The organism is Bacillus sp. N6 (assembly GCF_052805735.1).
Window position 1 is genome coordinate 2,848,090 of sequence record NZ_CM127843.1, and the last position, 23,859, is coordinate 2,871,948.

22 protein-coding genes are annotated in these 23,859 nt (G+C 33.9%); 5 read left to right on the top strand and 17 right to left on the bottom strand.

The annotated features are described in order from the left end of the window. Positions 1-12: 12 nt before the first annotated feature. From ACUXVC_RS14710 to ACUXVC_RS14720, 3 genes are all read right to left on the bottom strand, one after another. Positions 13-816, bottom strand: a complete 804-nt coding sequence (locus ACUXVC_RS14710; RefSeq protein WP_000783341.1) for an aminoglycoside N(3)-acetyltransferase — start codon at positions 814-816, stop codon at positions 13-15. Positions 817-1,046: 230 nt separating this feature from the next. Next, positions 1,047-1,448 carry a GNAT family N-acetyltransferase gene (locus tag ACUXVC_RS14715; protein WP_053564174.1) on the bottom strand — a complete coding sequence of 134 codons (402 nt, stop codon included), beginning with the start codon at positions 1,446-1,448 and terminating at the stop codon, positions 1,047-1,049. A 56-nt stretch (positions 1,449-1,504) separates the two neighbouring features. Beyond that, positions 1,505-2,443 carry a DMT family transporter gene (locus ACUXVC_RS14720; protein ID WP_053564173.1) on the bottom strand — a complete coding sequence of 313 codons (939 nt, stop codon included), beginning with the start codon at positions 2,441-2,443 and terminating at the stop codon, positions 1,505-1,507. 290 nt (positions 2,444-2,733) lie between these two features. On the opposite strand from ACUXVC_RS14720, the gene ACUXVC_RS14725 reads away from it, so the two are divergent. Then, positions 2,734-3,120, top strand: a complete 387-nt coding sequence (locus ACUXVC_RS14725) for a hypothetical protein (protein ID WP_390210342.1) — start codon at positions 2,734-2,736, stop codon at positions 3,118-3,120. Between the two features lie 32 nt (positions 3,121-3,152). Here ACUXVC_RS14725 and ACUXVC_RS14730 read toward each other — a convergent pair whose 3' ends face one another. From ACUXVC_RS14730 to ACUXVC_RS14765, 8 genes are all read right to left on the bottom strand, one after another. Next, positions 3,153-3,677 carry a DinB family protein gene (locus ACUXVC_RS14730; protein WP_000653846.1) on the bottom strand — a complete coding sequence of 175 codons (525 nt, stop codon included), beginning with the start codon at positions 3,675-3,677 and terminating at the stop codon, positions 3,153-3,155. 15 nt (positions 3,678-3,692) lie between these two features. Continuing rightward, a complete protein-coding gene (locus ACUXVC_RS14735; RefSeq protein WP_000620322.1) occupies positions 3,693-4,193 on the bottom strand; it encodes a GNAT family N-acetyltransferase in 501 nt (166 codons plus the stop codon). Between the two features lie 33 nt (positions 4,194-4,226). Further along, positions 4,227-4,772 (bottom strand): GNAT family N-acetyltransferase, encoded by a 546-nt coding sequence (locus ACUXVC_RS14740; protein WP_098126647.1) that lies wholly within the window; start codon positions 4,770-4,772, stop codon positions 4,227-4,229. Between the two features lie 15 nt (positions 4,773-4,787). Beyond that, a complete protein-coding gene (locus ACUXVC_RS14745) occupies positions 4,788-5,489 on the bottom strand; it encodes a nucleotidyltransferase domain-containing protein (RefSeq protein WP_446025729.1) in 702 nt (233 codons plus the stop codon). Between the two features lie 16 nt (positions 5,490-5,505). Continuing rightward, entirely contained in the window at positions 5,506-6,189 is a 684-nt protein-coding gene (locus ACUXVC_RS14750; RefSeq protein ID WP_000923451.1) for a DNA alkylation repair protein, read from the bottom strand. 237 nt (positions 6,190-6,426) lie between these two features. Continuing rightward, a complete protein-coding gene (locus ACUXVC_RS14755; RefSeq protein ID WP_053564171.1) occupies positions 6,427-7,380 on the bottom strand; it encodes a PLP-dependent cysteine synthase family protein in 954 nt (317 codons plus the stop codon). Positions 7,381-7,555: 175 nt separating this feature from the next. Beyond that, positions 7,556-7,945, bottom strand: coding sequence for a VOC family protein (locus tag ACUXVC_RS14760; protein ID WP_000800670.1), 390 nt, complete (start codon positions 7,943-7,945; stop codon positions 7,556-7,558). A 188-nt stretch (positions 7,946-8,133) separates the two neighbouring features. Continuing rightward, positions 8,134-8,955 carry an MBL fold metallo-hydrolase gene (locus ACUXVC_RS14765; protein WP_063547646.1) on the bottom strand — a complete coding sequence of 274 codons (822 nt, stop codon included), beginning with the start codon at positions 8,953-8,955 and terminating at the stop codon, positions 8,134-8,136. 417 nt (positions 8,956-9,372) lie between these two features. On the opposite strand from ACUXVC_RS14765, the gene ACUXVC_RS14770 reads away from it, so the two are divergent. The 4 genes from ACUXVC_RS14770 to ACUXVC_RS14785 all read left to right on the top strand — a co-directional run bounded on the left by ACUXVC_RS14770 (position 9,373) and on the right by ACUXVC_RS14785 (position 12,599). Further along, positions 9,373-10,020, top strand: a complete 648-nt coding sequence (locus tag ACUXVC_RS14770) for a DJ-1/PfpI family protein (RefSeq protein ID WP_000407025.1) — start codon at positions 9,373-9,375, stop codon at positions 10,018-10,020. 150 nt (positions 10,021-10,170) lie between these two features. Then, positions 10,171-10,998, top strand: coding sequence for a peptidoglycan-N-acetylglucosamine deacetylase (locus ACUXVC_RS14775; RefSeq protein WP_000551445.1), 828 nt, complete (start codon positions 10,171-10,173; stop codon positions 10,996-10,998). Positions 10,999-11,155: 157 nt separating this feature from the next. Further along, positions 11,156-11,818 carry a DUF3841 domain-containing protein gene (locus tag ACUXVC_RS14780; protein WP_098126645.1) on the top strand — a complete coding sequence of 221 codons (663 nt, stop codon included), beginning with the start codon at positions 11,156-11,158 and terminating at the stop codon, positions 11,816-11,818. Positions 11,819-11,927: 109 nt separating this feature from the next. Then, positions 11,928-12,599, top strand: coding sequence for a TerC family protein (locus ACUXVC_RS14785; protein ID WP_053564170.1), 672 nt, complete (start codon positions 11,928-11,930; stop codon positions 12,597-12,599). Positions 12,600-12,654: 55 nt separating this feature from the next. On the opposite strand, the gene ACUXVC_RS14790 is transcribed toward ACUXVC_RS14785, so the two are convergent. From ACUXVC_RS14790 to aroA, 6 genes are all read right to left on the bottom strand, one after another. Beyond that, positions 12,655-14,628 carry an LTA synthase family protein gene (locus tag ACUXVC_RS14790; RefSeq protein ID WP_000808748.1) on the bottom strand — a complete coding sequence of 658 codons (1,974 nt, stop codon included), beginning with the start codon at positions 14,626-14,628 and terminating at the stop codon, positions 12,655-12,657. Positions 14,629-15,146: 518 nt separating this feature from the next. Next, on the bottom strand, positions 15,147-16,772 hold the full coding sequence (locus ACUXVC_RS14795) for an ABC-F family ATP-binding cassette domain-containing protein (RefSeq protein WP_000633860.1): 1,626 nt from the start codon (positions 16,770-16,772) through the stop codon (positions 15,147-15,149). Between the two features lie 312 nt (positions 16,773-17,084). Continuing rightward, positions 17,085-20,201, bottom strand: a complete 3,117-nt coding sequence (locus ACUXVC_RS14800; protein WP_144465290.1) for an MMPL family transporter — start codon at positions 20,199-20,201, stop codon at positions 17,085-17,087. 245 nt (positions 20,202-20,446) lie between these two features. Continuing rightward, positions 20,447-21,013, bottom strand: coding sequence for a TetR/AcrR family transcriptional regulator (locus ACUXVC_RS14805; protein ID WP_001107290.1), 567 nt, complete (start codon positions 21,011-21,013; stop codon positions 20,447-20,449). A 272-nt stretch (positions 21,014-21,285) separates the two neighbouring features. After that, positions 21,286-22,443 carry a GNAT family N-acetyltransferase gene (locus ACUXVC_RS14810; protein WP_141241035.1) on the bottom strand — a complete coding sequence of 386 codons (1,158 nt, stop codon included), beginning with the start codon at positions 22,441-22,443 and terminating at the stop codon, positions 21,286-21,288. 125 nt (positions 22,444-22,568) lie between these two features. After that, entirely contained in the window at positions 22,569-23,858 is a 1,290-nt protein-coding gene (gene aroA, locus ACUXVC_RS14815; RefSeq protein ID WP_095690672.1) for a 3-phosphoshikimate 1-carboxyvinyltransferase, read from the bottom strand. Position 23,859 lies beyond the last annotated feature (1 nt).

Sequence of the window (23,859 nt, forward strand, 5' to 3'; positions counted from 1 at the left end):
AACCATCCCTTACTAATTTTTCTTACGAAACCATTCTGTTCCAAAGTCAACTATATCACGCTGTTTCATTAGACGACACGTTGCATTCCCTATCTTCCCGTTTTTTACAGTTCCTTTTCGCTCAAACTCCACACCAATTTCTACAAACTTCTCAGATTCGTAATCCATTTCAACAAACTCTTTCCACACTCTTTCACCGTTTTCTATAATAGGTGCTCCTACTTGTATTAACTCACATGCACCAGTACGCACCTCGGATAAATGAACAGACGTATTTGAATCATATCCAACACCAATTAATAATACGTACCCGTCTAAATCGTATATTTTTCTTAATGGAGATTCTTCTCCAAAGCTCATTGATAATGAATGGTTCATTGTTATTTCTACTGCATGTTTTCCCCATGCAGCAAAACTTCCTAGCGGATGATTACTACGTACTACATTCGGATATGTACGAAAACATTCAACTATTTCACCCATTCCCCTTGTTGGGGTTATACGTGAATCAAATGCAGGGACGTTATCTCGGATAATTTGCCACCAGTCTTCCGGTACAGGTGGTCTTGACCAATGTTTCGGATCGGACAAATCCGAAGATTGCGTTGGCATTATTATCGTTCCTTCTTCCGTAACAACTTTCATTAATGCTTCTACTACGGCAACCGCACCACCAGATATCCATCCGATAGAACTTAGTGATGAATGAACGATAATTGTCATTCCTTTTTCGATTCCTAATGCTTTTAAATCTTTTGTTATTGTTTCGATTGTATTTGGAAATTGTGTGCTTGCTACTATTTCATTCATTTTCATATTGGTTCCCTCACTAGCCACGTAAATTTAAACTTTTATATAAATATATTATCATATTTTTCTTAATTTTTAACTTAATCATATTCATTACTACAAAAATATGTATATGGGGGTACTGAAGCCTCAAAACTCTATTAAAATCGTAGATAATGATGAGCGAGAGTTTTTTCAAATGAAGAAAAATGTAAATCTTATTTTTTCAAGCTATACTCCATATGCATATTTTTATACTATTTTTCCAAATAACAATGAAATCTTTCGATTCCCGTATATTTTTCTCCTAAACTTTTAACTTGAAAACCAATTCTTTTATAAAATTCTACCGCCCCATCATCTGTCTCTGCTTCTATATAAGTCAATTGATATATCCTTACCACTTCTTTAATCATTTGCAGTGCAATTCCTTTTTGACGATAATCTGAATCCACTGCTATATGGCATACTCGTGCTTTAGTTGCTCCGATTACTTCAATACCTATACAAGCTTTTTCTTCATATTTGTACAAAGTCCCTTTATTACTTTGATAAAATAATACTGCCTTCTTTAAGCTTATTTCATTTGGACCGACGGCATATTGTAGCACATTTAATATTGAATCTTTTTCAATTTGTTCAACACGCTGTAAATTCATATTTTCATCCCTTTCTATGAAAAAAGACTAGCTCTTAATAAAAAGAGCTAATCTCATTACGCCGTTATTTTTTCTTCTTTCTTTACAACGACAGCCACATAACTATGAAGTACCATTCCAATAATAACGAGACTCATACCAATCCAAGATAATGATGACGGAATTGGTGCAGATAACCAGATCAGCTCTCCTACTAGCGCAAATAAAACTTCACCAGACTGCGTCGCTTCCACTGTTGCTAGTTTTTGTGGATCATCTTTTACAAGATCTGTTGCAAAGAAAAATAATATTGTCGCGATTAACCCAGAACTAACTGCTACAATAAAACATTGAAAAACTTGGTTACTTGACGGTAATCCGCCAGTTGATACTTCGTAACCAGATAATAAAAACCAAAATGGTAAACTTGCTAATGTCATACCGAGTACTCGCTGAAATACATCTAATTCCCCTTTACAAACTTGCATCATTTTTCGATTTCCAAGAGGATACGCAAATGCTGCAATAAGTACAGGAACTACACATAAAACGGTTTCACGAATACCTAATGAAGAAGCATGTTCTACTTGCATGAGAACAACACCGAATAAAATAATGCCCGACATAACTAATTCCTTCATCGGAAGTTTTTTATGTAGTGGATCCACCGCAAAAAATGGTGTTAACAAAATCCCTGCAACGATTGTAATTTGCCATGTTGATGCAACGAGCCAACCTGGTCCGAACGCTCCAGCAAAACTAAGCGGTGCATAAAAGAGACCAAATCCAACGATACTCCATACTAACCATTCTTTCGGATTGTTTTTCATATATTGAAAGAGTTGCTTTAAGTTCCCTCTATACATAACAATAAGTAATAGCATTGGAACCATAAAATAATACCGTAATGATGCACTCCAAATCCAGCTTCCACCTTCTAAGTCCATTGCCCGGTTTAAAACAAAGGTAAAGGCAAAGAAAAATGATGCCAGTATCCCTATAACAATTGCTTTCATTGTAAAACCCCTTGTATTTAATTTTTAATCTTTATAACATATATTTTAGTATACGCGATGAAAAATCTACATTCAAACTTACATTTCACTTTCCATTCACTTGCAATGAAAAAGATAATAATACATTCATTTATTATACTTAATATAAAAACATTAAACAGAAATAATTTTAAAAATAAGTTACTTCTATGGATGTGATAACACTGAAAATATACAGAGCCTCTATACAATCTATTTTATTTGTACTTTCTTTCAGAGTTGTTTTCCTTCTAATAAGTGTTTTATCTTTAATGGAAGAATTTGATTTACTAGGAATTATTTCAATATTTTTCTCCTTATGGCTACTAAAGTATGCCCTAACCTTATGGAAAACACGTGCAAACGATATAGGTTCCTATTGGGATGATGAAGGAATTGTAGTAGATTTGCATGGGAATAAAGTGTATTGGTATGAAATCAAGGATATTACATACCAAAATTTTCAAGGGTCAAAATCTACCTTAATCTCGACCCATTATACTCACCATGAAAATATACGAATCCGCCATAAAAGATGGCTACCAACTATTGCACATTCAATTTACTGGTTTTCTATTGAAAAACCAAAAGATTATCATAAAAATTTAATGATAGCTTGGGAAGAAAAGCACACAAATAAAAATAAACGCCTCCTTTAATTATTATTTAGGGGCGTTTGTTCATTCAAAAATTAAAGAATATGTAGTTTATATTCTCTATATAATTTCCTCAATCGACTTATATGTGCTTGATGATACCGATTATGATCTGCTATATGCCAAATTCCCCATCTTATAGTCGCATTTTCCCCTTTTTCATACAAAACTTCCCGCGTTAAATCAGTTTCTGTTAGTTTCATACATTCTTCATAAAACAATTTTTGCACTGCTTCATAATCTTGCATTAACTCTTGCAACGTGTATTTTCTTAAACTCGGTATTTCTCCTACTTCATTCAACATAGGACCATATTTATTTTCAAATGCTGTTGGAACATCTTCTCCCTTGAAACGATACACCCAATGTAAATCGACAACTGCTAAATGCTGAAGTAACTGCCCAATACTATTTTCATTATTTTCAGACCCTTTATAGGATAGTTCGTTCTCTTCAGTACCTTCTACTAACCTTTGCAATCTATTAAACGTATCAGCAACCGTCGCATACAAAATCGCTACTTGAGGGTCCAGATTTCTTTCTAAATGGAGATCTTTCATACAAAACTTCCTCTCTTAAAAGAACAACACCATATGTTCATCATCACTATACACACCATTCATTTTTATAGCCCTTTTTTCAATTCCGTACGTTTTAAATCCCATTGATTCATATAATCGTTTGGCTGGTTCGTTCGTTGACACAACCCCTAAATTCAATTGCTCTAGCTTCATCTCTTTTGCCCTTTCAATTGCTTTACGTATTAAATCACGTGCAAGACCACTTCTTCGATTTTCAGTATCTACATACATTGCAACGATATGCCCTTTATGCTTATATGCGTCCTTTTCTTCTGTTAATAAAGTAACAACCCCAACTAAACGATTTTCATTATTAAAAGCACCAAATGTAAAACTACTGTTGGATGAAAGATTACTAGCAACGCGTTCAAGAGGGTTTTCTTGACGTACTGCTTCTTCATAAGTCGTTACAAATGCTTCTGGATTTACTTGTAGTGCTTGTAAACGTAACTCCCAATATTGTTTTGCATCCGCTTTTGTAAGTAATCGAATCATTTTATCTTCCCCTTTTTAATTGACATAATATTTTTATAGGTTATTATTTTTTGATTCATACTCTTCTTTTAATATACTGTAACGATAGCGATGAATGAACTTTCCCTGTCTCAATCGATCATTTCTCATTAACCCTTCGCATACAAATCCGGCATTTTCATAACTCTTTTTAGCTTGTGTATTATCTTCATCTACACGTAACCAAATTTTCTCCAATTCAAACTGGGAAAAACCTATTTGTAACATGCTGTTTAGAGCTGCCATTCCAAATCCTTTACCCCAATAGTCTTTATTTCCAATCGCAATTCCTAGTTCTGCATTTTTATTTGTTTTATCAAAATTTTTAAGGTCTACCCATCCAATATGTATACCTTTCTCAGTAACGATCGCCCTTTGTTCATAACCATTTTTTCGGCTTATACAAGCTTCAATCCAGATTCTCGTATCTCCACGAGTGAACGGAGGATATTGGTCTGGTACGACTAAATGCTTTGTTACATCGCTATCTAACGACCATTGATAGCGATTTTCTACATCATCTAGTGTCAATTCTCTTAATTGAACATATGGTACATTCATTTTTCTCTCCCCTTTTTATTTACCAATAGAAAATCCTTCGAACACTCTTCCACCATACTGTTCTAACGTCATTTCTATAAAATGAATTAATTCATTTTTCTCTCCCGTTTTATAAAAATGATCAAAAGCCGCTACAAATTTGTTTGCATATTGCTCATCATATCTTCTTAGCACTCTAATAAACCATTTTGAACTCCCAAGCCACCTACCATTTACTCTTAATACATATTCATGTACTAAATCCGCTAATAAATTAGCGATAAACAATTCTTCTTCTCTTTTTGTTGCACCAATAAAGTCATCTAAAGTATCCGTAATAAAATATCTCTTCTGCTTAATCGTTTCTTCGGTCCATTTAGCTGGTCCTTTATGTAGTAAATCATTCGCTTCTTTTTTTAATTTCTCAACAATTTCCTTTTCCCCTTTTAATGCAACCCCTTCTGAAACTAATTGTGGTAACGACGGTCTCCCTCGATCACAATCCATTTTGAAAAAGGTTTTATATGTTGTAAAATTATGAACAAACACCTCAACAGGCCATCCATTACTATAGAAAGATTCTCTATAACAAGAAGTTAAACTTTGGTCAACTATTACAATATCAAGGTCAGATGTTTTCATCGCTTCTCCTCGTGCAACGCTTCCACCGAGTAAAGCTACATCACAATTCGGAAATTGTGATGTAATTATGCTTTGTGCTGCTTCAATTGGTTTCATAGCCGTTCCTCTTTTCTTATTTCACTTTCTTTTTTTGAGCTCTTTCTCTCGCTTTTTTTATATAGCTTTCTGCATCTGGTGTTTTACATGATGTTGCACCGTGATCAACCTCTACTTTTCCAATTTCACGTGCAATTTCAATCGCTTGTCGCTCTAAGTCTTCATTACGAATTCCTATTGCGATTAAAGCACTATTCATCGCTTCTTTTTTTCTATTTTTTTCATTATGTATATTTTCTTTAATCTCTTCTAAGTATGGAGAGAAGAAATCATCATGTAACGCTTTATTTTTAATCGATATATTTGCTAATAAAGACCAGCCAGCTCTTCCAATCCATTCATCATTAGACTTTGTCCACTCTTCCATTCTTTCTATTGCAATTGGCGAAGTACATATAGATGTCATAAAAACATCCATTAAACAATAATAATCAACATCCTGAACCCAACTATTAAGCTGTTCTGCTGTTATATTCTTCGGGTCTAAAATATAAGTTGCTAATGTCATCGCGTCCATATTTTTTGTTTCCCACAATTCAACTGCTAAATCGTGATCTTTTTTTATTTTCTTTTTTAACAATTTTAAATTTGCAAAACTAACTCCGAATAGTGGCTCTTTCGCTCCGTGGTTTTTATACGTTTTACGATTTTGTTCTGTTCCATATTCCTCTAGTTGCTGCATTACTTCCTCAAGTAACATATACCCACCTCTTTACCTTTTATGTTGACTGTATATATGTACGATATATTCTACATTACTTTTCGGTTTTCTTATATTTATTTTTAAAATACGGTATGTGAAATTTCTAAACATTGCACAGCTACACCATTAAAAAACTGTACATGTTAAACATACAGTTTTTTAATGGTATCAATTTTGCGTAGAATAAGATATAAACTACAATAGAACTTTTAATGATCCTCTCTATCATTTGGTCTATTCCCTATTTTCAACTAAATTTTTTACATCTGACCACTCTTCTATTGATCCTGCGTCCGGAAAAACTGTAACTACATTAAAATTCGCACCTTTTTCTTTCCCAATTTGTTTAGCTGCTAATAAATTCGCTGCCGCAGAAGTTCCTATTTTTATACCAGTATCTTTGTAAAAACGTGCCATTTCATACAGGGTATCTTCATATGAATAAGTCCATTGTTTTTCTATCAAATTTTCTTCCTGTTCTATGAAATGTTGTTTCCTTCCTAAGCCGAACCCACCTGATCCAGCATATTTCTTTAAATCATTTGGTGGTTGTTCCGAACCATAAGGCAATTCAGCAGGCATTACTAAATGTAGTTCAACATTTTTTGTATAATTCTTTATTGCTGTATAGACTCCCATTAGAGTTCCACCAGTACCAGCAGATGCTACCCATGCATGTATTGGTTTTCCAATCATTTGTGCAATAATTTCTCGCCCTGTACCTTCTATATGACTTACTAGATTTGCATTATTATAATGTTGGAATAAAAAGTATAATTCTGGATTTTGTTTACTAATCTCTACTGTTTTCTCAATTACTGCGTAGAACCCTTTACATTTATCAACTAAGATTACGTTAGCACCATAACGATCAAGTTCATTTAATAGAGATTTACCGGTTCCAGAACTTAAAACTAACATGCATTGAATCCCTAAATAATTACAAATACACCCAATTGACCTCGCTAAGCTTCCACCACTATACTCTAAAATATTTTGTTTTTTGTCCGCTTCTTGTAAATATTTATTAATCATTCCAAGTGCTGCCCTATCCTTAATCGATCCTGTAGGATTGTGCCATTCACATTTAGCATAGATAGAAAGGTCCTTCGTTTCTTCGCATTTTAATTTCATGAGAGGTGTATTTCCAACATGTTTAGAAAACTCTTCAAAATAGTTTACTATCATACTTTTATACCTCCTTCATAAATTATGTTTATTACATTTGTTCTCAGCCAAAATACTTTCTACATTTTAATAACTCTCTCAATAAGATCTTCTTATATAAAAATCCCTACAAACACTGTAGGGATTTATGTCTAAATCATTTTGTTACACTCTATTTCATATGAAAATAGTTTCCTTATTCAGATGCATTCATAAGCACAATTCTCCAACCATCTGGATCCTCTATTGTGGTTCCTTTCTCTATCCAATACGGGTTTTCTGGTTCCACCTCATGATAGCCCATATTACTTAATCGATTCACTATCTTTTCAATTTCATCTTTATTAGGCATATAAAAAACTAGTAAATTATCTTTTGTCGGTGCCGGACATGGACTTCCATTAACATGTGTAGTAAACTCCAAATGATACTCTTCATCTGGTAAGCCAAACATAACCCCATCATATCCTTCATGATTGTGAAATTCCCCTATACGTTTTAAACCTAATCCTGTTTCATAAAAACTTATCACTTCTTCAAATTTATCTGTTGGTCTTGCAATTCGAAATTGAACCCAATTCTTCATGCAAATCTCCTCCTTTTCATTTTCCAAAGCTTTATAGTAATTAGTATAGGTTACATATATTCCCTTTAACATCCCTCATTAGTGTGAACTTCCTAAGTTGAAAGACCTATTAGTTAATAAACAATAGGACTTTAGTATAAAATTCATATAAAATTAGTTATATAAATGTAGAGATGAATTACAAGCTATTACGTATGAAATAGTTCTCCTTGCAGGGCCTTTATGTACCGATCAGCAGATCTTTGTACAGCTTTATTCGCATCTTCCACCACACCATGAAATGCATTATATAGTCGACTAAATTGGATATCTTTTACCTTCTCTGCCATATCTCTAACTTTATTCGCTGGTAATGGAATGAGATTGGGATAACTATACATAAAACTTACCCATTTTCGATCCGAAACTACTTGTATAATATCACCTGATAACAAAATACCTTTCCCTTCATTACCGTCTTTCCAATGTATAACAGTTCCACCCTTAAAATGGCCTCCTAAGCGATGCAATGTAAGTTCTTCCGATAATATCAGATGCTCCCCAGACCAAAATTTAATTTGCTTACTCGGACGAACCACCCACTCTTTATCATCTTCATGAATATAAATAGGTACATTGAATGTTTCCGCCCATTTAACTTGTGTAGAGTAATAATGTGGATGAGAAAGTGCTATTGCTTGAATACCACCTAAATCATATATACGTTTTATCGTTTTATCATCTAAATAACTAATGCAATCCCACATAACATTTAGAGTTTTACTTTGTATTAAAAATGCTGTTTGTCCAATCGCAAATTTAGGTTTAGTAGTAATGCTATACAAACCGCTTTCTTCTTTTATTATTTCGTTTTTGTATAAATTGCTATTTTGCATCGTTTCTAATGTTGTCCATGACTGCCCAATTGGATTAACATATTGTCTTTCCTCATTACAAATTTTACAGCGAGAAGGTGCTTCTTCATTTTCGGGATACTGTACTCCACATGTAGTGCAAATATAATTATCCATATTCCCACTCCTTTTTTCATGTAATTGTTTCTTTACCAATATTTTAATAAAAAGCAAAAATATTCGAATCAATAATTGGAATGAAAATGAAATGATACGAAAGTATGATTAGTCTCCTTTCGTTTTAAGACTTTAGCCTAAGTACTATATTTTTCATTTCTTCTTTCTGTGAAAGTTGCATATCGTTTTTAATAGAAATTCCAAGTAAATTAAACTTTTACCCATTAAATAAGTGAATACATCTTTTCAAAATAAATGAACCTATTCATAGATTTCGTCACACCTTTGACATAGTTGCACTAAGCGATACACATTAGAGGTATAGTATATTTAAAGTAACGATAAAAGAATATTCAATAATTTTATCTTCCTTATCGTTACTAGATTCAATTCGTAACAAATAAAGGAGAGGTTTTAATGGAAATCGTTATTATGCTCTATGATGGAATTACTGCATTAGATGCTATTGGTCCATACGAAGTATTTGCTGCAGAAAGCAACAACAACATAAAATTTGTTGCTAAAACGAAGGGATTAATAAAATTAGATTCGAAAATGGGCTATTTACATGCTGATTACAATTTTAATGAAATTACTTCAGCAGATATTCTTATTATTCCCGGATGTCGTCCACCAAACTTTACACAACTTATGAAGGATGAAGAAACTCTTAATTGGATTCTCCAAATACATAAAACGACAAAGTGGACTACAACTGTATGTACGGGCTCCTTAATCTTAGGTGCTACTGGTCTACTAAATGGTGTTAATGCTACTAGTCATTGGAGCTGTTTTAACTTACTTCGTTCTCTCGGAGCTATTCCAACTGAAGAGAGATTCGTGCGCCATGAAAAAATTATAACAGCTGCTGGTGTATCTGCAGGTATTGATATGGCCCTTCAGTTAATAGCTTGGGAATTTGGAGATGAAAAAAGCAAAGCAGTTCAACTCATGTTAGAATACGACCCTCAGCCTCCCTTTGATACAGGTTCTCCTAAAAAAGCGCATGCATCCTTATTAGAAGATTTAAATTTGATGATTGAAAGTTTAAATAATAAAGTTTAAATTCATCCTATTTTTCAAAACTGCAATTGATATAAAATCTTGCATACTTTTGAGTAAACTTTTTTACACTTGTAAAAAAGTTTTTTTGCATTTCCCTACCTATAATTGCTAATATAGTAGAGTAGAACTTTTATAGAGAGAAGGAAAATTATGCACAATGGAATTCGAATGACAACTTTAGTAAAAAGGGCTATGCTAGTTTGTGCGGGGGTATTATTCACATACGAAGCGGCTTTTGGATCAGTACATACTGCTCTAGCTAGTACAGAGGATGAAGCAAAATCTGTTCAACTTGTAAGTGAGATTCAAACATCTCTTGCTCCGAAAGAAGCTCCTAAACATTATAACGGGCAAGTTAGAAAAGTCGCTTATTTAACATTTGATGATGGTCCTGGAAAATACACAGCTGAGCTTTTAGATATGTTAAAGAAAGAAAATGCAAAAGCAACATTCTTCCTAATTGGTTCAAACGTAAAAGCTTTCCCTGATCTTGTAAAACGCGAAGATGCTGAAGGCCACTACGTTGGGATGCACAGTATGACTCATAACTACAAGAAACTTTACACAGAAGGTCATTACGTAGATGAAATGAAGGAAGACCAAGGCTTAATCGCTGGTGTTTTAGGTAAATCACCAGTATTAACTCGTCCATCTTACGGCTCTATGCCAGGATTAAACGAAGCTCTTCGCAACAAAGTTGTAGAAAATGGCTTAAAAGTTTGGGATTGGACAATTGATTCTTTAGACTGGAAATACAACAAAATGCAAGTTGATGCTGCATCTGCTAAAATTGTAGAGAACGTGTTACATGGTGCTACAAATCCAACAGAAGTTATCCTTATGCATGATATTCATCCACAATCAGTAAAAGCAGTACCTGGAATTATTAAAGGACTGAAAGAAAAAGGATATGAATTAGAAGCATATAATGAGAACGAACATTTCCCATTAAACTTCTGGCATGATAATCGTATGTAATGAAAAGACTTGATTCCCTTTAGCTGGGAATCAAGTCTTTTTGTCGTTTTGGGAATTACTCTTCGTATATTCGACTCAAATTCCCCCTTCTCTAATATCAATAAAAATTCAAAATCACATGTTATACTAAAATTTAGTTTAAATAAGTAGGTGCCATATGATCGTATATACAGTACAAACTGAAGAAGCTTGGAAACAATTTAAGAAACTTGGTTATTTAGAAGGTAATAAAGAATTCATCGATCCAGACGATTTATATTCATATGACTGGATGGTGCGCGTTGCTAAAACAAGATTGCCTCATTACGAAGGTAACTATCCTATTTGGGTCTGGGAAGCAAATAATTACCCAAATCGAAATCATAAAGCTTGGGGTAGAACAAATTCAAAAATGGTAATTTTAACACTAGATGTACCGAAAGAATGGGTACTATGGAGCTATTTTGACTATTGGTGCTGTGCTATGACTGATGGATCAATATATTTACATACAAAAAATAAGTGTACTTTAGATGAATGGTATACATATATGGATAAAAAATACGAGATAATATTTGATTTCGATTATTTATTATCTCATCCTGATTGGTGTCTAGATAAAGAGGATTCGTTAGAAAAACAAGGTGTTATCGGCAACATTCCCCTTTCCTTCGTAAAAAAAGTAAGGCGTTTTCGCGCTAAGGAAGATACATCTATTAATGAAATCAGAAGTGATAACTGGGATAGTAGAAAAGAAAACCGTATTAAAAAGATGAATCGAAAATTAAGAAAAAGAATCGAAAAACAAAAAAGATTGCAAAAGCGATTTATACGAAATTAAAACAGATTTATCAAAATATAGTAAGAAATTATGGATTGAATATAAAATTTCAACCCTTTTTATATTATCAACACTTTAGCACATATTAACCATAAGGAGTGATATGTATATGGAGTTTCTCTCATCTGAATATTTGTCTGCCTTGCTTGCCATCATTGTAATCGATTTAGTGTTAGCCGGAGATAATGCCATCGTAATTGGATTAGCAGCAAGAAGATTACCGAAAGACCAACAAAAAAAAGTTATTATATGGGGTACTGTCGGGGCAATCGCTATTAGAGCCCTCGCTACCTTAGTTGTCGTTTGGTTATTAAAAATACCTGGTTTACTCCTAATTGGCGGTATACTTCTTATATGGATCGCTTACAAGTTGATTGCTGAGGGTAAAAATCATGATATTAAAGCCGAAGAAGGATTTTGGTCTGCTATTAAAACCATTATTATCGCTGATGCGTTAATGGGCATTGATAATGTACTCGCTGTTGCAGGAGCTGCCCATGGTAACTTTTCTTTAGTAATCATTGGTCTATTAGTTTCTATTCCTGTAGTCGTATGGGGCAGTACATTGATTTTAAAATGGGTGGATCGTTTTCCTGTCATCATTACGATTGGAGCAGCGGTTTTAGCTTATACTGCTGCAAAAATGATTGTAGATGAGAAATGGTTTGCTGGATTTTTTGAAAGTAACCCTTTCATTAAATGGACATTTATCATTATTATCATTGTTGGTGTAGTTTTCTTCGGAAAAGCAAAACAAAAAGCAACAGCTAGTTCTGTCTAATAATGATGGTATATTTACAAATAAAAAGCGCTATTCATATGAATAGCGCTTTTTATTATTTAGCTTCCCCTTCCGGAGTCGTTTTTACCTTCGTTTTGTTTTTATCACGATTGTTATAGTTATACTTCGAACGATCTACTGGAGTGAATCCTTCCGGTGTGTAGAATCGTAATAAGTCACCATTTACGACTTGGTCAGAGTATTTTAGTGAGTTTTGAACCATTTGTTCATTTTTCTTTATTTCATCTGTAAATTCTACAGGTTTTCCAGTTGTTGTATCATAGTATTTGCCGTTTAGTGCAGTAACAGTTGGGCTTACGTAGTTACCGTTACGGAACGCAACGACTTGTTTATGCTCTGGTGATAATAAATCTGAACCGAATTGAACATAGTTTTTCGTATCTGTACCTAGTAAGTGTAATAACGTAGGAAGAACGTCAATTTCACCGCCATATTGATGTTGTACGCCACCTTTCACTCCTGGTACACGAACGATTAAAGGTACACGTTGTAACTGTGCATTTTCAAATGAGTTCATTTCTTTACCCATTACTTTTGACATTGCTGCGTTATGATTATCTGAAATACCGTAATGGTCTCCGTACATAACGATAATTGAGTTATCATATAAACCAGATTGTTTCAAGTAATCGATGAAGCCTTTTACAGATTCATCTAAATAGCGTGCTGTTTGGAAGTACGTATCTACTGATGAATCACCTGTTGTTGCTGGTTCAATCGTTGCTTCTGCCTTATCAATTGGATAAGGGAAATGGTTCGATAACGTAATAAACTTCGTATAGAAAGGTTGTTTCAACGTTTGTAATAACGGAATAGATTCATTAAAGAACGGTTTATCTTTTAATCCGTAGTTTACTACGTCTTTTTCATTCATATCGTAGTATGACGCATCAAAGAATTTATTAAAACCAAATGATTTATAAATATCGTCACGGTTCCAGAATGTTTTGTAGTTACCGTGGAATACTGCTGATGTGTATCCTTGTTGTCCTAAAATAGCTGGTGCTGATTGATACGTATTATGAGATTTCGTTGTAAAGACAGAACCTTGCGGTAAACCAAACATTGAATTCTCTAACATAAACTCCGCATCAGATGTTTTCCCTTGTCCTGTTTGATGGAAGAAGTTATCAAAGTATAGTGTATTCGCATCTTTTGTAAATGAGTTTAAGAACGGTGTAACTTCTTGACCATTTAATTTGTAATCAATTAAGAAGTTTTGGAATGACTCTAAATGAATATAAATTACGTTCATTCCCTTTCCTTTACCGAAATACTCAGGATTTGGACTTGCATAAGTTGATGTTAAATAATTTCGTACTTCTGTCATATTATCGCCATCAGCTAATGCTCGTTCTGTCGATGCTTTCGCACTTTGAATTCCATCATAAATTGTGTAGTTGTATGCCCCTAAATATTTCACAATATAATTACGGTCAAACGTTCTTGTTAATAATTCAGGACGGTCAGACTCTGCAAGACCTAAGTTAACACTGAATAATAAAATACCTGCTACAAATACTAGAGATAATTTATGCTTCGCAACACGAATTGGTTTTGGATTTGCAAATTTTGTTGCGACTAACACAATTAATATAATCGTGTCTAAAAAGTATAGTGGATCATAAAGATGTAGCAACGCAAGAATACTACCACCTAAATCTCCAAAGTTATTCGTTTGTGTTAATGTCGGGAACGTAATAAAGTCACTGAAAAAGCGATAGTATACTACGTTTGCGTATAAAAGAATCGACAATAACAAGTTGATAACGATTAACCAAATATAAGATCGTTTCCCTTTTGCAAATAATGCAAGTCCTAAAAATAGAACTGCTGAACTAAGCGGGTTGAAAAACAGCAAGAATTTTTGGATTGTGTTTGAAATTCCTAAATTAAATTCCGTTACATACGCGGCATATGTTTTGAGCCAAAATAAAATAACGGCAAACAGAAAGAATCCAAAATGATTGCTTAACACACTTTTGCTCTTTAATAAGAACTGTTTCATTTCTCCACCTCTTTTAATCATCCAAGGCTTATTTTTTATAAGTCTGTCTCTCTATTCAAATTTTCTTCTTCAAATAGATTATCTTTATTTAACTATATGAAGAATATTAGTAATTATAATTTGAAGCTAGTATTTATTCAACTATTTCTTTTTAAACATTTTGACCTTGGTTTCTATTTAACAAAATAAATTTGTAACATTTCCTGTTTTCTCCCAAGATTCATCCACTAATTATGACATCCCATACTATATACCTTTATAAACTCATTCGCAAACTATTCTATCTCCAATTTTGGTACATATTTCACATGACAAAATAATGTTATTTAATTATATCGCTCATCTTACATTTCCCTACTTCAACTAAATCTTAAATTCATTACCTCTCTTCCATACATGAAAAACCCTCATGTTCACTAATGTTATATTTGAATAATTATTCATTTACCCTACCAGTGGTGTTATGTTTTCTCGACAAAAAAACTCGCTCTAAAAAGAGCGAGTTTTTTCATGATATATTATTGACCTTTGTACATTGCATCTACTTGTTTTTGAAGTTCTTCATTTTCTAAGTACTCATCGTAAGTTGCCTCTTTATCGATTACACCGTTTGGTGTTACTTCGATAATGCGGTTTGCAATTGTTTGTACGAACTGATGGTCATGAGATGTGAATAACATTGTACCTTTGAAAGCAATTAAACCGTTGTTTAATGCAGTGATAGACTCAAGATCTAAGTGGTTCGTTGGATCGTCAAGTGTGATTACGTTCGCACCACTTAACATCATTTTAGATAACATACAACGAACTTTTTCGCCTCCAGATAATACAGAAACGTTCTTCTTAACTTCTTCACCTGAGAATAACATACGGCCTAAGAAACCACGTAAGAAGCTTTCTGACTCATCTTGTGGAGAGAATTGGCGTAACCAATCAACTAAGTTATAGTCACTGTTCTCAAAGTACTTAGAGTTATCTCTTGGGAAGTAAGATTGAGATGTTGTAACACCCCATTTGAATGAACCGCTATCTGGCTCCATTTCACCCATAAGGATTTTAAATAATGTTGTCATCGCGATATCGTTACGACCGATAAATGCAACTTTATCACCTTTATTTAAAGTGAAGTACACATTATCTAACACTTTTTCGCCATCAATTGTTTTAGAAAGGCCTTCAACAGTTAATAAGTCATTTCCTATTTCACGCTCAGGTGTGAAGCCAACGAATGGGTAACGACGTGATGATGGTCTAATATCATCTAATGTAATTTTATCTAATAATTTTTTACGAGAAGTTGCTTGTTTCGCTTTAGATGCGTTTGAGCTAAAGCGTGCAATGAAGTTTTGTAACTCTTTTACTTTCTCTTCTTTTTTCTTATTAGCATCTTGTGTTAATTTTAAAGCTAATTGGCTTGACTCATACCAGAAGTCATAGTTACCAACATAAAGTTGAATTTTACCGAAATCAAGATCAGCCATGTGCGTACATACTTTATTTAAGAAGTGACGGTCATGGGATACAACGATTACTGTATTTTCAAAGTTCATTAAGAAGTTTTCTAACCATTGAATCGCTTTTAAGTCCAAGTGGTTGGTAGGCTCATCTAGTAATAGAATATCAGGTTTACCGAATAATGCTTGAGCAAGTAATACTTTTACTTTCTCTGCACCAGTCAATTCTGATAATTTTTTGTCATGAAGATCTTCACCAATACCAAGACCTTTTAGAAGGATTGCAGCTTCTGACTCAGCTTCCCAACCGTTAAGCTCAGCGAACTCACCTTCAAGTTCTGCAGCACGCATTCCATCTTCATCACTAAAGTCTTCTTTCATGTAAATAGCATTTTTCTCTTGCATTACTTTGTAAAGTTGCGTGTGACCCATAATTACTGTTTCTAATACTGGGAACTCTTCATATTCGAAGTGGTTCTGTTTTAATACTGCTAGACGCTCACCTGGCGTAATATGTATATCACCTGTTGATGGTTCAATTTCTCCAGATAAAATCTTTAGAAATGTTGATTTACCAGCACCGTTTGCTCCGATTAAACCGTAGCAGTTACCTGGCGTGAATTTTATGTTAACATCTTCAAATAATTTGCGATCCGCGAAACGCAAACTAACGTTACTTACTGTAATCATTTGTGTCCTCCTACTAATACCGCTTATTTCAGCGTTTTCTCACCGATTGTCTTAAAAAATCGCATATTACGACTCAATTATTGTAGACTATAGCTATTATATAGTAGAAGCTGGATGAATAGCAACGGTTGATTACCTTTCTATAATGAAATCGGATAGTTTTTATCCATTCCCCTAGCTATTGTATGTATATCATTGACCTCTTTCTCATATAACCATTCACTTCTCATTCTGTAATACATTGGATTCATTTTTTATTTGAAATTTTATATATAGAAAAACTGTAGAGAAATCATCCCCTACAGTCTTCACTTATTTCGTATTTATTATCTTTTCTTTATAACTCTTCAATTTACTCGTTAACCCCATTAAAGCAGGTAACAATATCGGTATCACGATTAAAGCTAATAGTAATAGTGCAACGCCAACAACTGATGCTACTTGTATAAGTGTTAATACACCTGAAGGGATTAATGCTGCAAATGTCCCTACTAAAATTAGCGCCGCTGATAATACAACTCCTCCTATATGACGAGATGCAGTTATAATTTTCGTTACCGAATCCCCTTCTACCTCGTTATAGCGCATCATTACGAAAATACTATAATCCACTCCTAAAGCGACAATCATAATGAAGCTAAAGAATGGAACATTCCAGCTTAATGACTCTACATGTAATACATGTGCACTAATTTGTTCGCTTATACCAAGCGATGCAAAGTACGCTAATAGTAATGAGCCAATAATATATATTGTATTTAATAATGAACGTGTAATTACCATTAATACAATCGCAATTCCAAATAACATAATCGTAGCTGTACGTAAGAAATCTTGCCCCGTTACTTCTTTTAAATCAACGTTTCTAGCTGTTGTTCCGCCAATTGCTGTTTTCGCATCCTTTAATTCCGTTCCCTTTACAGTGCCTTCGATTGTTTTATTGATTTCTTGAATAATCGGCATTGCTTCTTTTGAATACGGATTTACATCTAAAATGATGGTCATTTTAGCAATCTTTCTATCTTGTGACATGTACGTGTTCAATGCTTTTTGGAAATCTTCTCCCTCTAACACTTCTTTTGGAATATAAAACTTCTCAGAGCTTTTCGATTCATTGAGCTCCCCTAAATATTTCTGCGCGTCATGCAGGCCATTGCTTACTTTTCCAAGCCCTTCTGTACTTTTAGATAAACCGGATTGTAATTGCCCCATCTTTTCCTGCAGGTCTTTAAGGCCCGTTAAAAGTTGCCCTTGCCCATCGTTTATTTTCGTTAATCCAGATTGTAACTCAGCTGATTTATTCGCAATTTGTTTTGAACCTGCAGAACCTTCATTTAATCCATTTTTAAGATCCGCTGCTCCCTTTTGTAACTTATTAATTCCATTGTTCATTTCTTTTAAGCCGTTATCCACTTTCAGTAACGATTGATTCGCTTCTTTAAATGAACTCATCGCTGCTTTATGTTGCGTTGCTAATTGATTTAATTCTTTTGAAAGTACATTTAAATGTTTTTGAGCTTCTTTAGCAATCCCTATCGTTTGTTGTATGTTTGAATCATTCGCTAGTTCTGGTTTCGTTTGAACGAAATTGGTCATTAACATTTCAATTTGTTCATATCCCTTTTTCGCACCATCAATTGCTTGAGAAATGCTTCCGAAGTACTGATCGTAAGAGCTTAAACCTTTTTCTAACTGTGCATAGCCAGCATGCAGCTGCGACGTTGCATTAGATAGAACATTTATATTTTCGTTTACTGAAGCTAAGCCACTCTCAATTTGCTGTGCCCCTTGTGCACCGTCGTTTATGCCATTTGATAATTGATGTAAAGCTGTTCCTAATGCTGATACCCCGTTTTTCGCCTCGTTCGTTCCATCAATTAATTTTTGAACATTCGCAAGACTATTTGAATCATTACTTCCCATTTTATTTTTCGCATCCGTTAATCCATCATTAATTTCCTTTATGCCACCATCGGCATCCCCTAATCCTGTATTCAATTCTCCCGCTTGCTTATTTAAATATAATTCTTTTATCTTCTCACCAGTTGGACGTGTTGGTGCATATACTTCTGATACACCTTTAACTTTCAAAATTTTATCAGTTAATTCGTCTAAAATTTGTAGAGAAGTTCCTTCATCCAGCTTTTTATCAAATTGAATGACTAATGTACTCGGTGAAGAGAAACCAGGCGGAAAATGATCCTCTATTACGTTAATACCCATCTTTGATTCATACTTATTATCTACTTCAAATAAATCATTGTAATTTAGTGTATTAGAGTATTTTAATATGAAAGGAATCGATATTACAAATACGATGATTAAAGCGACAAATGGCCTTACTACTGAGTTTTTCGCAAAGAATCCCCATAAGCGACTATCCTCATGACCTTTAAATGTTTTAACTGGATAAAACATTCCTTTTCCTAAAAGCACCATGAAAAATGGATTTAAAGTCGTTAATACGAGTAGTAATACTAAAACACCAATTGCTACCGCTGAAGTAGATTGATATAATTTAAAATTTGCTAACGCAAGTGATGCAAAACCAATTAGCACCGCTATACCGCTATATAATACGGTTTTACCTGCCGATTTAAATGTTTCTTTCGTGGCCCAAAATGCATTTTCTTGTTTACTTAATTCTTCTTTAAACCTCGTATATAATAAAATATTATAATCTGTTCCTACTCCAAAGAGGACGACGACTACGAACACTTGTGTAAAGTTTGAAAATGGGAAATTAAATTGATCTACAAGCTGAGCAATAATCCCCATTGAAACTAAATACGACACACCGACTGTAAGAAGAGAAACAATCGGAACAACTGGTGAACGAAATACGAGGATTAATACTACAAGAATGAAAATGATTGAAATAACTTCTGTCTTTTTCACTCCCTCTTGAGAGGATTTAAGAAAATCACCCGCTATTAAGTCACTTCCTGTTAAATACGTTTTTACTCCTTTCGTTTGCACCTTTTCATGCAGATTATTTGAAACCCTTGATATTTCACCATGTTTTTTATCTATCGATATTTGCGTTAAAATAGTCGTATTATCTTTAGAAACTAATTGTTTCTCCAAGTCTTTATTATCTAAATGCGAAACAACTTCCTTAATTCCTAATTGCACTTTTTCATTTTGCAGGGCGTTGATCGTTTTTGTTATTTCCTTCTTTTGTTCATCTGTTAAAGCTGCCTTATTGCCACTATTAAAAACGGCTATAATTTCATACTTTTCAACCCCTTCTTTATCCATCTCTTTAATCATCTTGTCAGCAATGCTGCTTTGTTCTGTATTAGGGATTGTAATTTTCCCTTTTTCCTTCACTAATTTATCCATATTAGGCATCGTTACGACCATTGTAATAGTAATAACTATCCATAATAGAAAAGATAAACTTCTCCAACTTTTTAACTTGCTCATTTGAATCATCTCCCATTATAAAATTCACATGTGGAATGAATATTCATTCCTAATCTTTTGAAAACACTTTCCGGAATGAACGTTCATTCCTATCATTCTATTAATTTATTAATTAACTTTATTAAACTAGGTGAATCGGAATGAATATTCATTCCTTTAGTTATAAAGAGTTATCATCTCCTGTTATTCTTTTTCATACCTCTCTCGGAATGAATGTTCATTCCTATCCTTATAACGCTATAGAATCAAATGATTCTAATAGCATTCCAACAACTTTCTTCCAATTCCTTTACCAATTCATCTGTATATTCTAACTGCCCTGTTTCCATTACTTTAATTAATTTTTCAATTGGTTGATATACAATAATAATTAAAGCAATTGGTGGTAATGGACGAAGCAAACCTTTTTCGATTCCATCTTCAATCAAGTTCATGAAGAAACCCATGAAGTCCTCGAATATTTCATTGCTATGTTCATCTAGAAAATAACTATCACAGTGAGAATTTGTAAAAAGAAAAGCATCTGCATTTTGTCTCGCAAATTCAAATAAACGGTTGTATGTATGGCTAAACTGTTCACGAATATTTGCATCGACCGGGAAATCATTTTTTATTAATTCTGATAGTTGTAAAACACTTTTCGTAAATAAAGAATTAACAAGCGCTTCTTTATTTTCAAAATAACGGTAGATCGTACCTGCGCCTACTTTTGCTTTTTCAGCAATCATCGGAATTGTTGTACCATCATAACCTCGTTCTGCAAAAAGTTGTATTGCAGCATCAAAAATATCCTCTTGTTTGTTTTTAGCCATTTTTCCACCTCAATTTCCAGGAATGAAAATTCATTCCGTTTTTAATTATAAATTACATGAATTAAAAGTCAAGTGCGTGACAAAGTATAACTGTGATTTTTTATCCTCTATTTGTGAATGAAATTATATGAGTGACTTTCTGGATATATTGGCGCAACTTAAAATTATATCAGCGATTCTCATGATATATTGACTTACCGACAAAAATTCACAATATAAGAGGAAGCTATCCCGAAATTTCACTTAGGATAGCCCACCTTCATACATACAAATTAAAAGAAATCATAAATAAATGGCTTACGCACTGGTACTAGATTCTCAATTGACCGTATTGCCTCGTCACTTCCACTAATTAATTCAAGTTCATTTAGTTCTAATGGGCGTTTATAACCAAACATTATTGCCGATAGTGCATTTATATCCAGTTTTATTCCTTTTTCCGTTGTTTCTTCTACAATTGTTATTTCATGATTTGCAAGTCTCACTGTTACGTTATTCCACGGAGCAAATGCGTCTGTAATGTGTAGGATCACTTCTTGCTGTACATTGTTCCAATTCAACTCATATTGTTTTAAGAACTGCTCTACATCTACAATTCTTCCCATAAAATATGGTTTTATTTCTGTCTTCACGCGTGGCTCTTGCAATGAATATAACAACGTTTCGTTTTCACTTACTGTCATTTCAAGTTCTTTAATCATAGAATCATGCTGGCAAATAAAGTTCCACAGACCATTTCGTGCTTCATTATGTAGTGGTACAAATTCTTCTACTGTCATTTTATAGTTTTCTATTTTGTATAACATGTAACCTGCTGCCCTTTTATTTTCATCATAGTAAATCGCTAATGTTAAATCATCATAAACCGCTTGTAACCACCAGTTCTTCTCTCGAACTAGCATACCTGAAAAACGTTCTGCAAATACTTCATAGAGCTTTTCGACCTCTTCTGGATGATTTTCTTTATTAAAACGTTTCACAGTGCCATTTACTTGTTTTTTCATCACTAAATCGCTCTTAGTCATATGACATGTGACTAAATTCGCACAAAGTTCCCAGCCGTATTTACGGTAAAATGAAACCGCAAATGGATGTAACATAGAGACTGTATAGCCATCTTTTTTCATCGTTTGAAGTGAATCTTGAAGTAGCTCTTTTACATACCCACTTCTTCTATACTCAGGATACGTCGCTACCCCTGCAACGCCACCCATTTTAAATTTTTCTTTACCTATGTAAATATGAAACGGAATAAGATGTAGTTTTGCTGCTAAGTCTTCCCCTTCCATAATGCCGTATATTTCATGACTTTCCTTCATCTTTGTAAGTTGCTGCTGTAATCGTTCCTCATCTACTTTATATTGAAAAGCGTATTCTGATAAACGTAATGCTTCTCTGAACTTATCTTCTTTTAATTGTATGACATTCATATAATTCTCCTCCATTCCCTGTTTGAATTGTATCACAATTCTTTCTATTATAGTTCGGTAAGTGAAATTAGAAAGACGTTTTAACAAAAAAAGCAGATACATCACGTATCTGCTTTCCATCCTTATTATTTAGCTAACTTTTGAAGTTCATCAAAGAATGTAGGATATGATACACCTACTGCTTCTGCATCTTCAATAATTGTTTTTCCTTCTGCCAGGCAGCCAGCAATCGCAAGCACCATTCCGATGCGATGATCACCATAACTATTTACTGTATTGCCTTTTAGAGCTGATTTTCCGTAAATGATCATGCCGTCATCAGTTGCTTCTATGCGAGCTCCTAGTTTCGTTAACTCAGCAACGACTGTATCAATACGATTTGTTTCTTTTACTTTTAATTCGTGTGCATCTTTAATTACTGTAATTCCTTCCGCTTGCGTTGCCGCTAATGCGATTACAGGAATCTCATCGATTAATCTAGGGATAATATCTCCGCCAATTTCAATTCCTTTTAATGAAGATGTTTCAATTGTAATATTTGCAGCTGGTTCTGATGCCCCTTCGTTAATTATATCTACAGTGAACGTAGCACCCATTTTCTCTAAAACATCAATAATACCTGTACGAGTTGGATTCATTCCTACATTTTGTAATACTAGTTTACTATTTGGGATGATTGCACCTGCTACTAAGAAAAATGCTGCTGATGATACGTCACCTGGCACTTGAATGTCTGTTGCTGTTAATTTTTGTCCACCTGACAGCTTCACTGTTTTCCCTTCGCGATTTACTTTAACACCAAATGCTTCAAGCATTCTTTCCGTATGGTCGCGTGAAATATGTGGTTCTGTAACAGCTGTTACACCTTCTGCACGAAGACCTGCAAGTAAAATAGCTGACTTTACTTGTGCACTTGCAACAGGAGAAATATATTCAATTGCTTTTAAATCTCCGCCACGTATTGTTAGCGGTGTAAATGTTCCTTCTTCTCTGCCGTCAATGTTTGCACCCATTTGTTTTAATGGGTTTGTTACACGCTTCATCGGTCTTTTTGCGATAGACTCATCACCTTGTACGCAAGAGAAAAATGGTGTGTTAGCTAATATACCTGACATTAATCGAATTGTTGTACCAGAATTACCAACATCTAATACAACTTTCGGTTCTTGTAAACCTTCTAATCCTTTACCAACTACAGTAACTTCATCACCGTTTTGCGTAATTTCTACTCCCATTTCTTTAAAACATGAAATAGTACTTAAACAGTCTGCACCGGGCAAGAAACCTTTAATTGTTGTTTTCCCTTCTGCAATCGAACCGAACATAACAGCACGGTGTGAAATGGATTTATCACCTGGGATTGTAATATTGCCATTCAATCCGTTATTAACAGGTTGTATTGTTCTTTCTTTCACG

What these genes read in the sequence shown, in the direction of transcription:
- ACUXVC_RS14785 (WP_053564170.1), top strand. Translation starts at nt 11,928, where the DNA reads ATGGAGTTTCTCTCATCTGAATATTTGTCTGCCTTGCTTGCCATCATT.
- ACUXVC_RS14800 (WP_144465290.1), bottom strand. Translation starts at nt 20,201, where the DNA reads ATGAGCAAGTTAAAAAGTTGGAGAAGTTTATCTTTTCTATTATGGATA.
- ACUXVC_RS14780 (WP_098126645.1), top strand. Translation starts at nt 11,156, where the DNA reads ATGATCGTATATACAGTACAAACTGAAGAAGCTTGGAAACAATTTAAG.
- ACUXVC_RS14730 (WP_000653846.1), bottom strand. Translation starts at nt 3,677, where the DNA reads ATGAAAGATCTCCATTTAGAAAGAAATCTGGACCCTCAAGTAGCGATT.
- ACUXVC_RS14735 (WP_000620322.1), bottom strand. Translation starts at nt 4,193, where the DNA reads ATGATTCGATTACTTACAAAAGCGGATGCAAAACAATATTGGGAGTTA.
- ACUXVC_RS14760 (WP_000800670.1), bottom strand. Translation starts at nt 7,945, where the DNA reads ATGAAGAATTGGGTTCAATTTCGAATTGCAAGACCAACAGATAAATTT.
- ACUXVC_RS14740 (WP_098126647.1), bottom strand. Translation starts at nt 4,772, where the DNA reads ATGAATGTACCATATGTTCAATTAAGAGAATTGACACTAGATGATGTA.
- ACUXVC_RS14810 (WP_141241035.1), bottom strand. Translation starts at nt 22,443, where the DNA reads ATGAATGTCATACAATTAAAAGAAGATAAGTTCAGAGAAGCATTACGT.
- ACUXVC_RS14805 (WP_001107290.1), bottom strand. Translation starts at nt 21,013, where the DNA reads ATGGCTAAAAACAAACAAGAGGATATTTTTGATGCTGCAATACAACTT.
- ACUXVC_RS14755 (WP_053564171.1), bottom strand. Translation starts at nt 7,380, where the DNA reads ATGATAGTAAACTATTTTGAAGAGTTTTCTAAACATGTTGGAAATACA.
- ACUXVC_RS14795 (WP_000633860.1), bottom strand. Translation starts at nt 16,772, where the DNA reads ATGATTACAGTAAGTAACGTTAGTTTGCGTTTCGCGGATCGCAAATTA.
- ACUXVC_RS14790 (WP_000808748.1), bottom strand. Translation starts at nt 14,628, where the DNA reads ATGAAACAGTTCTTATTAAAGAGCAAAAGTGTGTTAAGCAATCATTTT.
- ACUXVC_RS14745 (WP_446025729.1), bottom strand. Translation starts at nt 5,489, where the DNA reads ATGAAACCAATTGAAGCAGCACAAAGCATAATTACATCACAATTTCCG.
- ACUXVC_RS14750 (WP_000923451.1), bottom strand. Translation starts at nt 6,189, where the DNA reads ATGTTACTTGAGGAAGTAATGCAGCAACTAGAGGAATATGGAACAGAA.
- ACUXVC_RS14770 (WP_000407025.1), top strand. Translation starts at nt 9,373, where the DNA reads ATGGAAATCGTTATTATGCTCTATGATGGAATTACTGCATTAGATGCT.
- ACUXVC_RS14710 (WP_000783341.1), bottom strand. Translation starts at nt 816, where the DNA reads ATGAAAATGAATGAAATAGTAGCAAGCACACAATTTCCAAATACAATC.
- ACUXVC_RS14715 (WP_053564174.1), bottom strand. Translation starts at nt 1,448, where the DNA reads ATGAATTTACAGCGTGTTGAACAAATTGAAAAAGATTCAATATTAAAT.
- ACUXVC_RS14725 (WP_390210342.1), top strand. Translation starts at nt 2,734, where the DNA reads ATGGAAGAATTTGATTTACTAGGAATTATTTCAATATTTTTCTCCTTA.
- ACUXVC_RS14720 (WP_053564173.1), bottom strand. Translation starts at nt 2,443, where the DNA reads ATGAAAGCAATTGTTATAGGGATACTGGCATCATTTTTCTTTGCCTTT.
- ACUXVC_RS14765 (WP_063547646.1), bottom strand. Translation starts at nt 8,955, where the DNA reads ATGGATAATTATATTTGCACTACATGTGGAGTACAGTATCCCGAAAAT.
- ACUXVC_RS14775 (WP_000551445.1), top strand. Translation starts at nt 10,171, where the DNA reads ATGCACAATGGAATTCGAATGACAACTTTAGTAAAAAGGGCTATGCTA.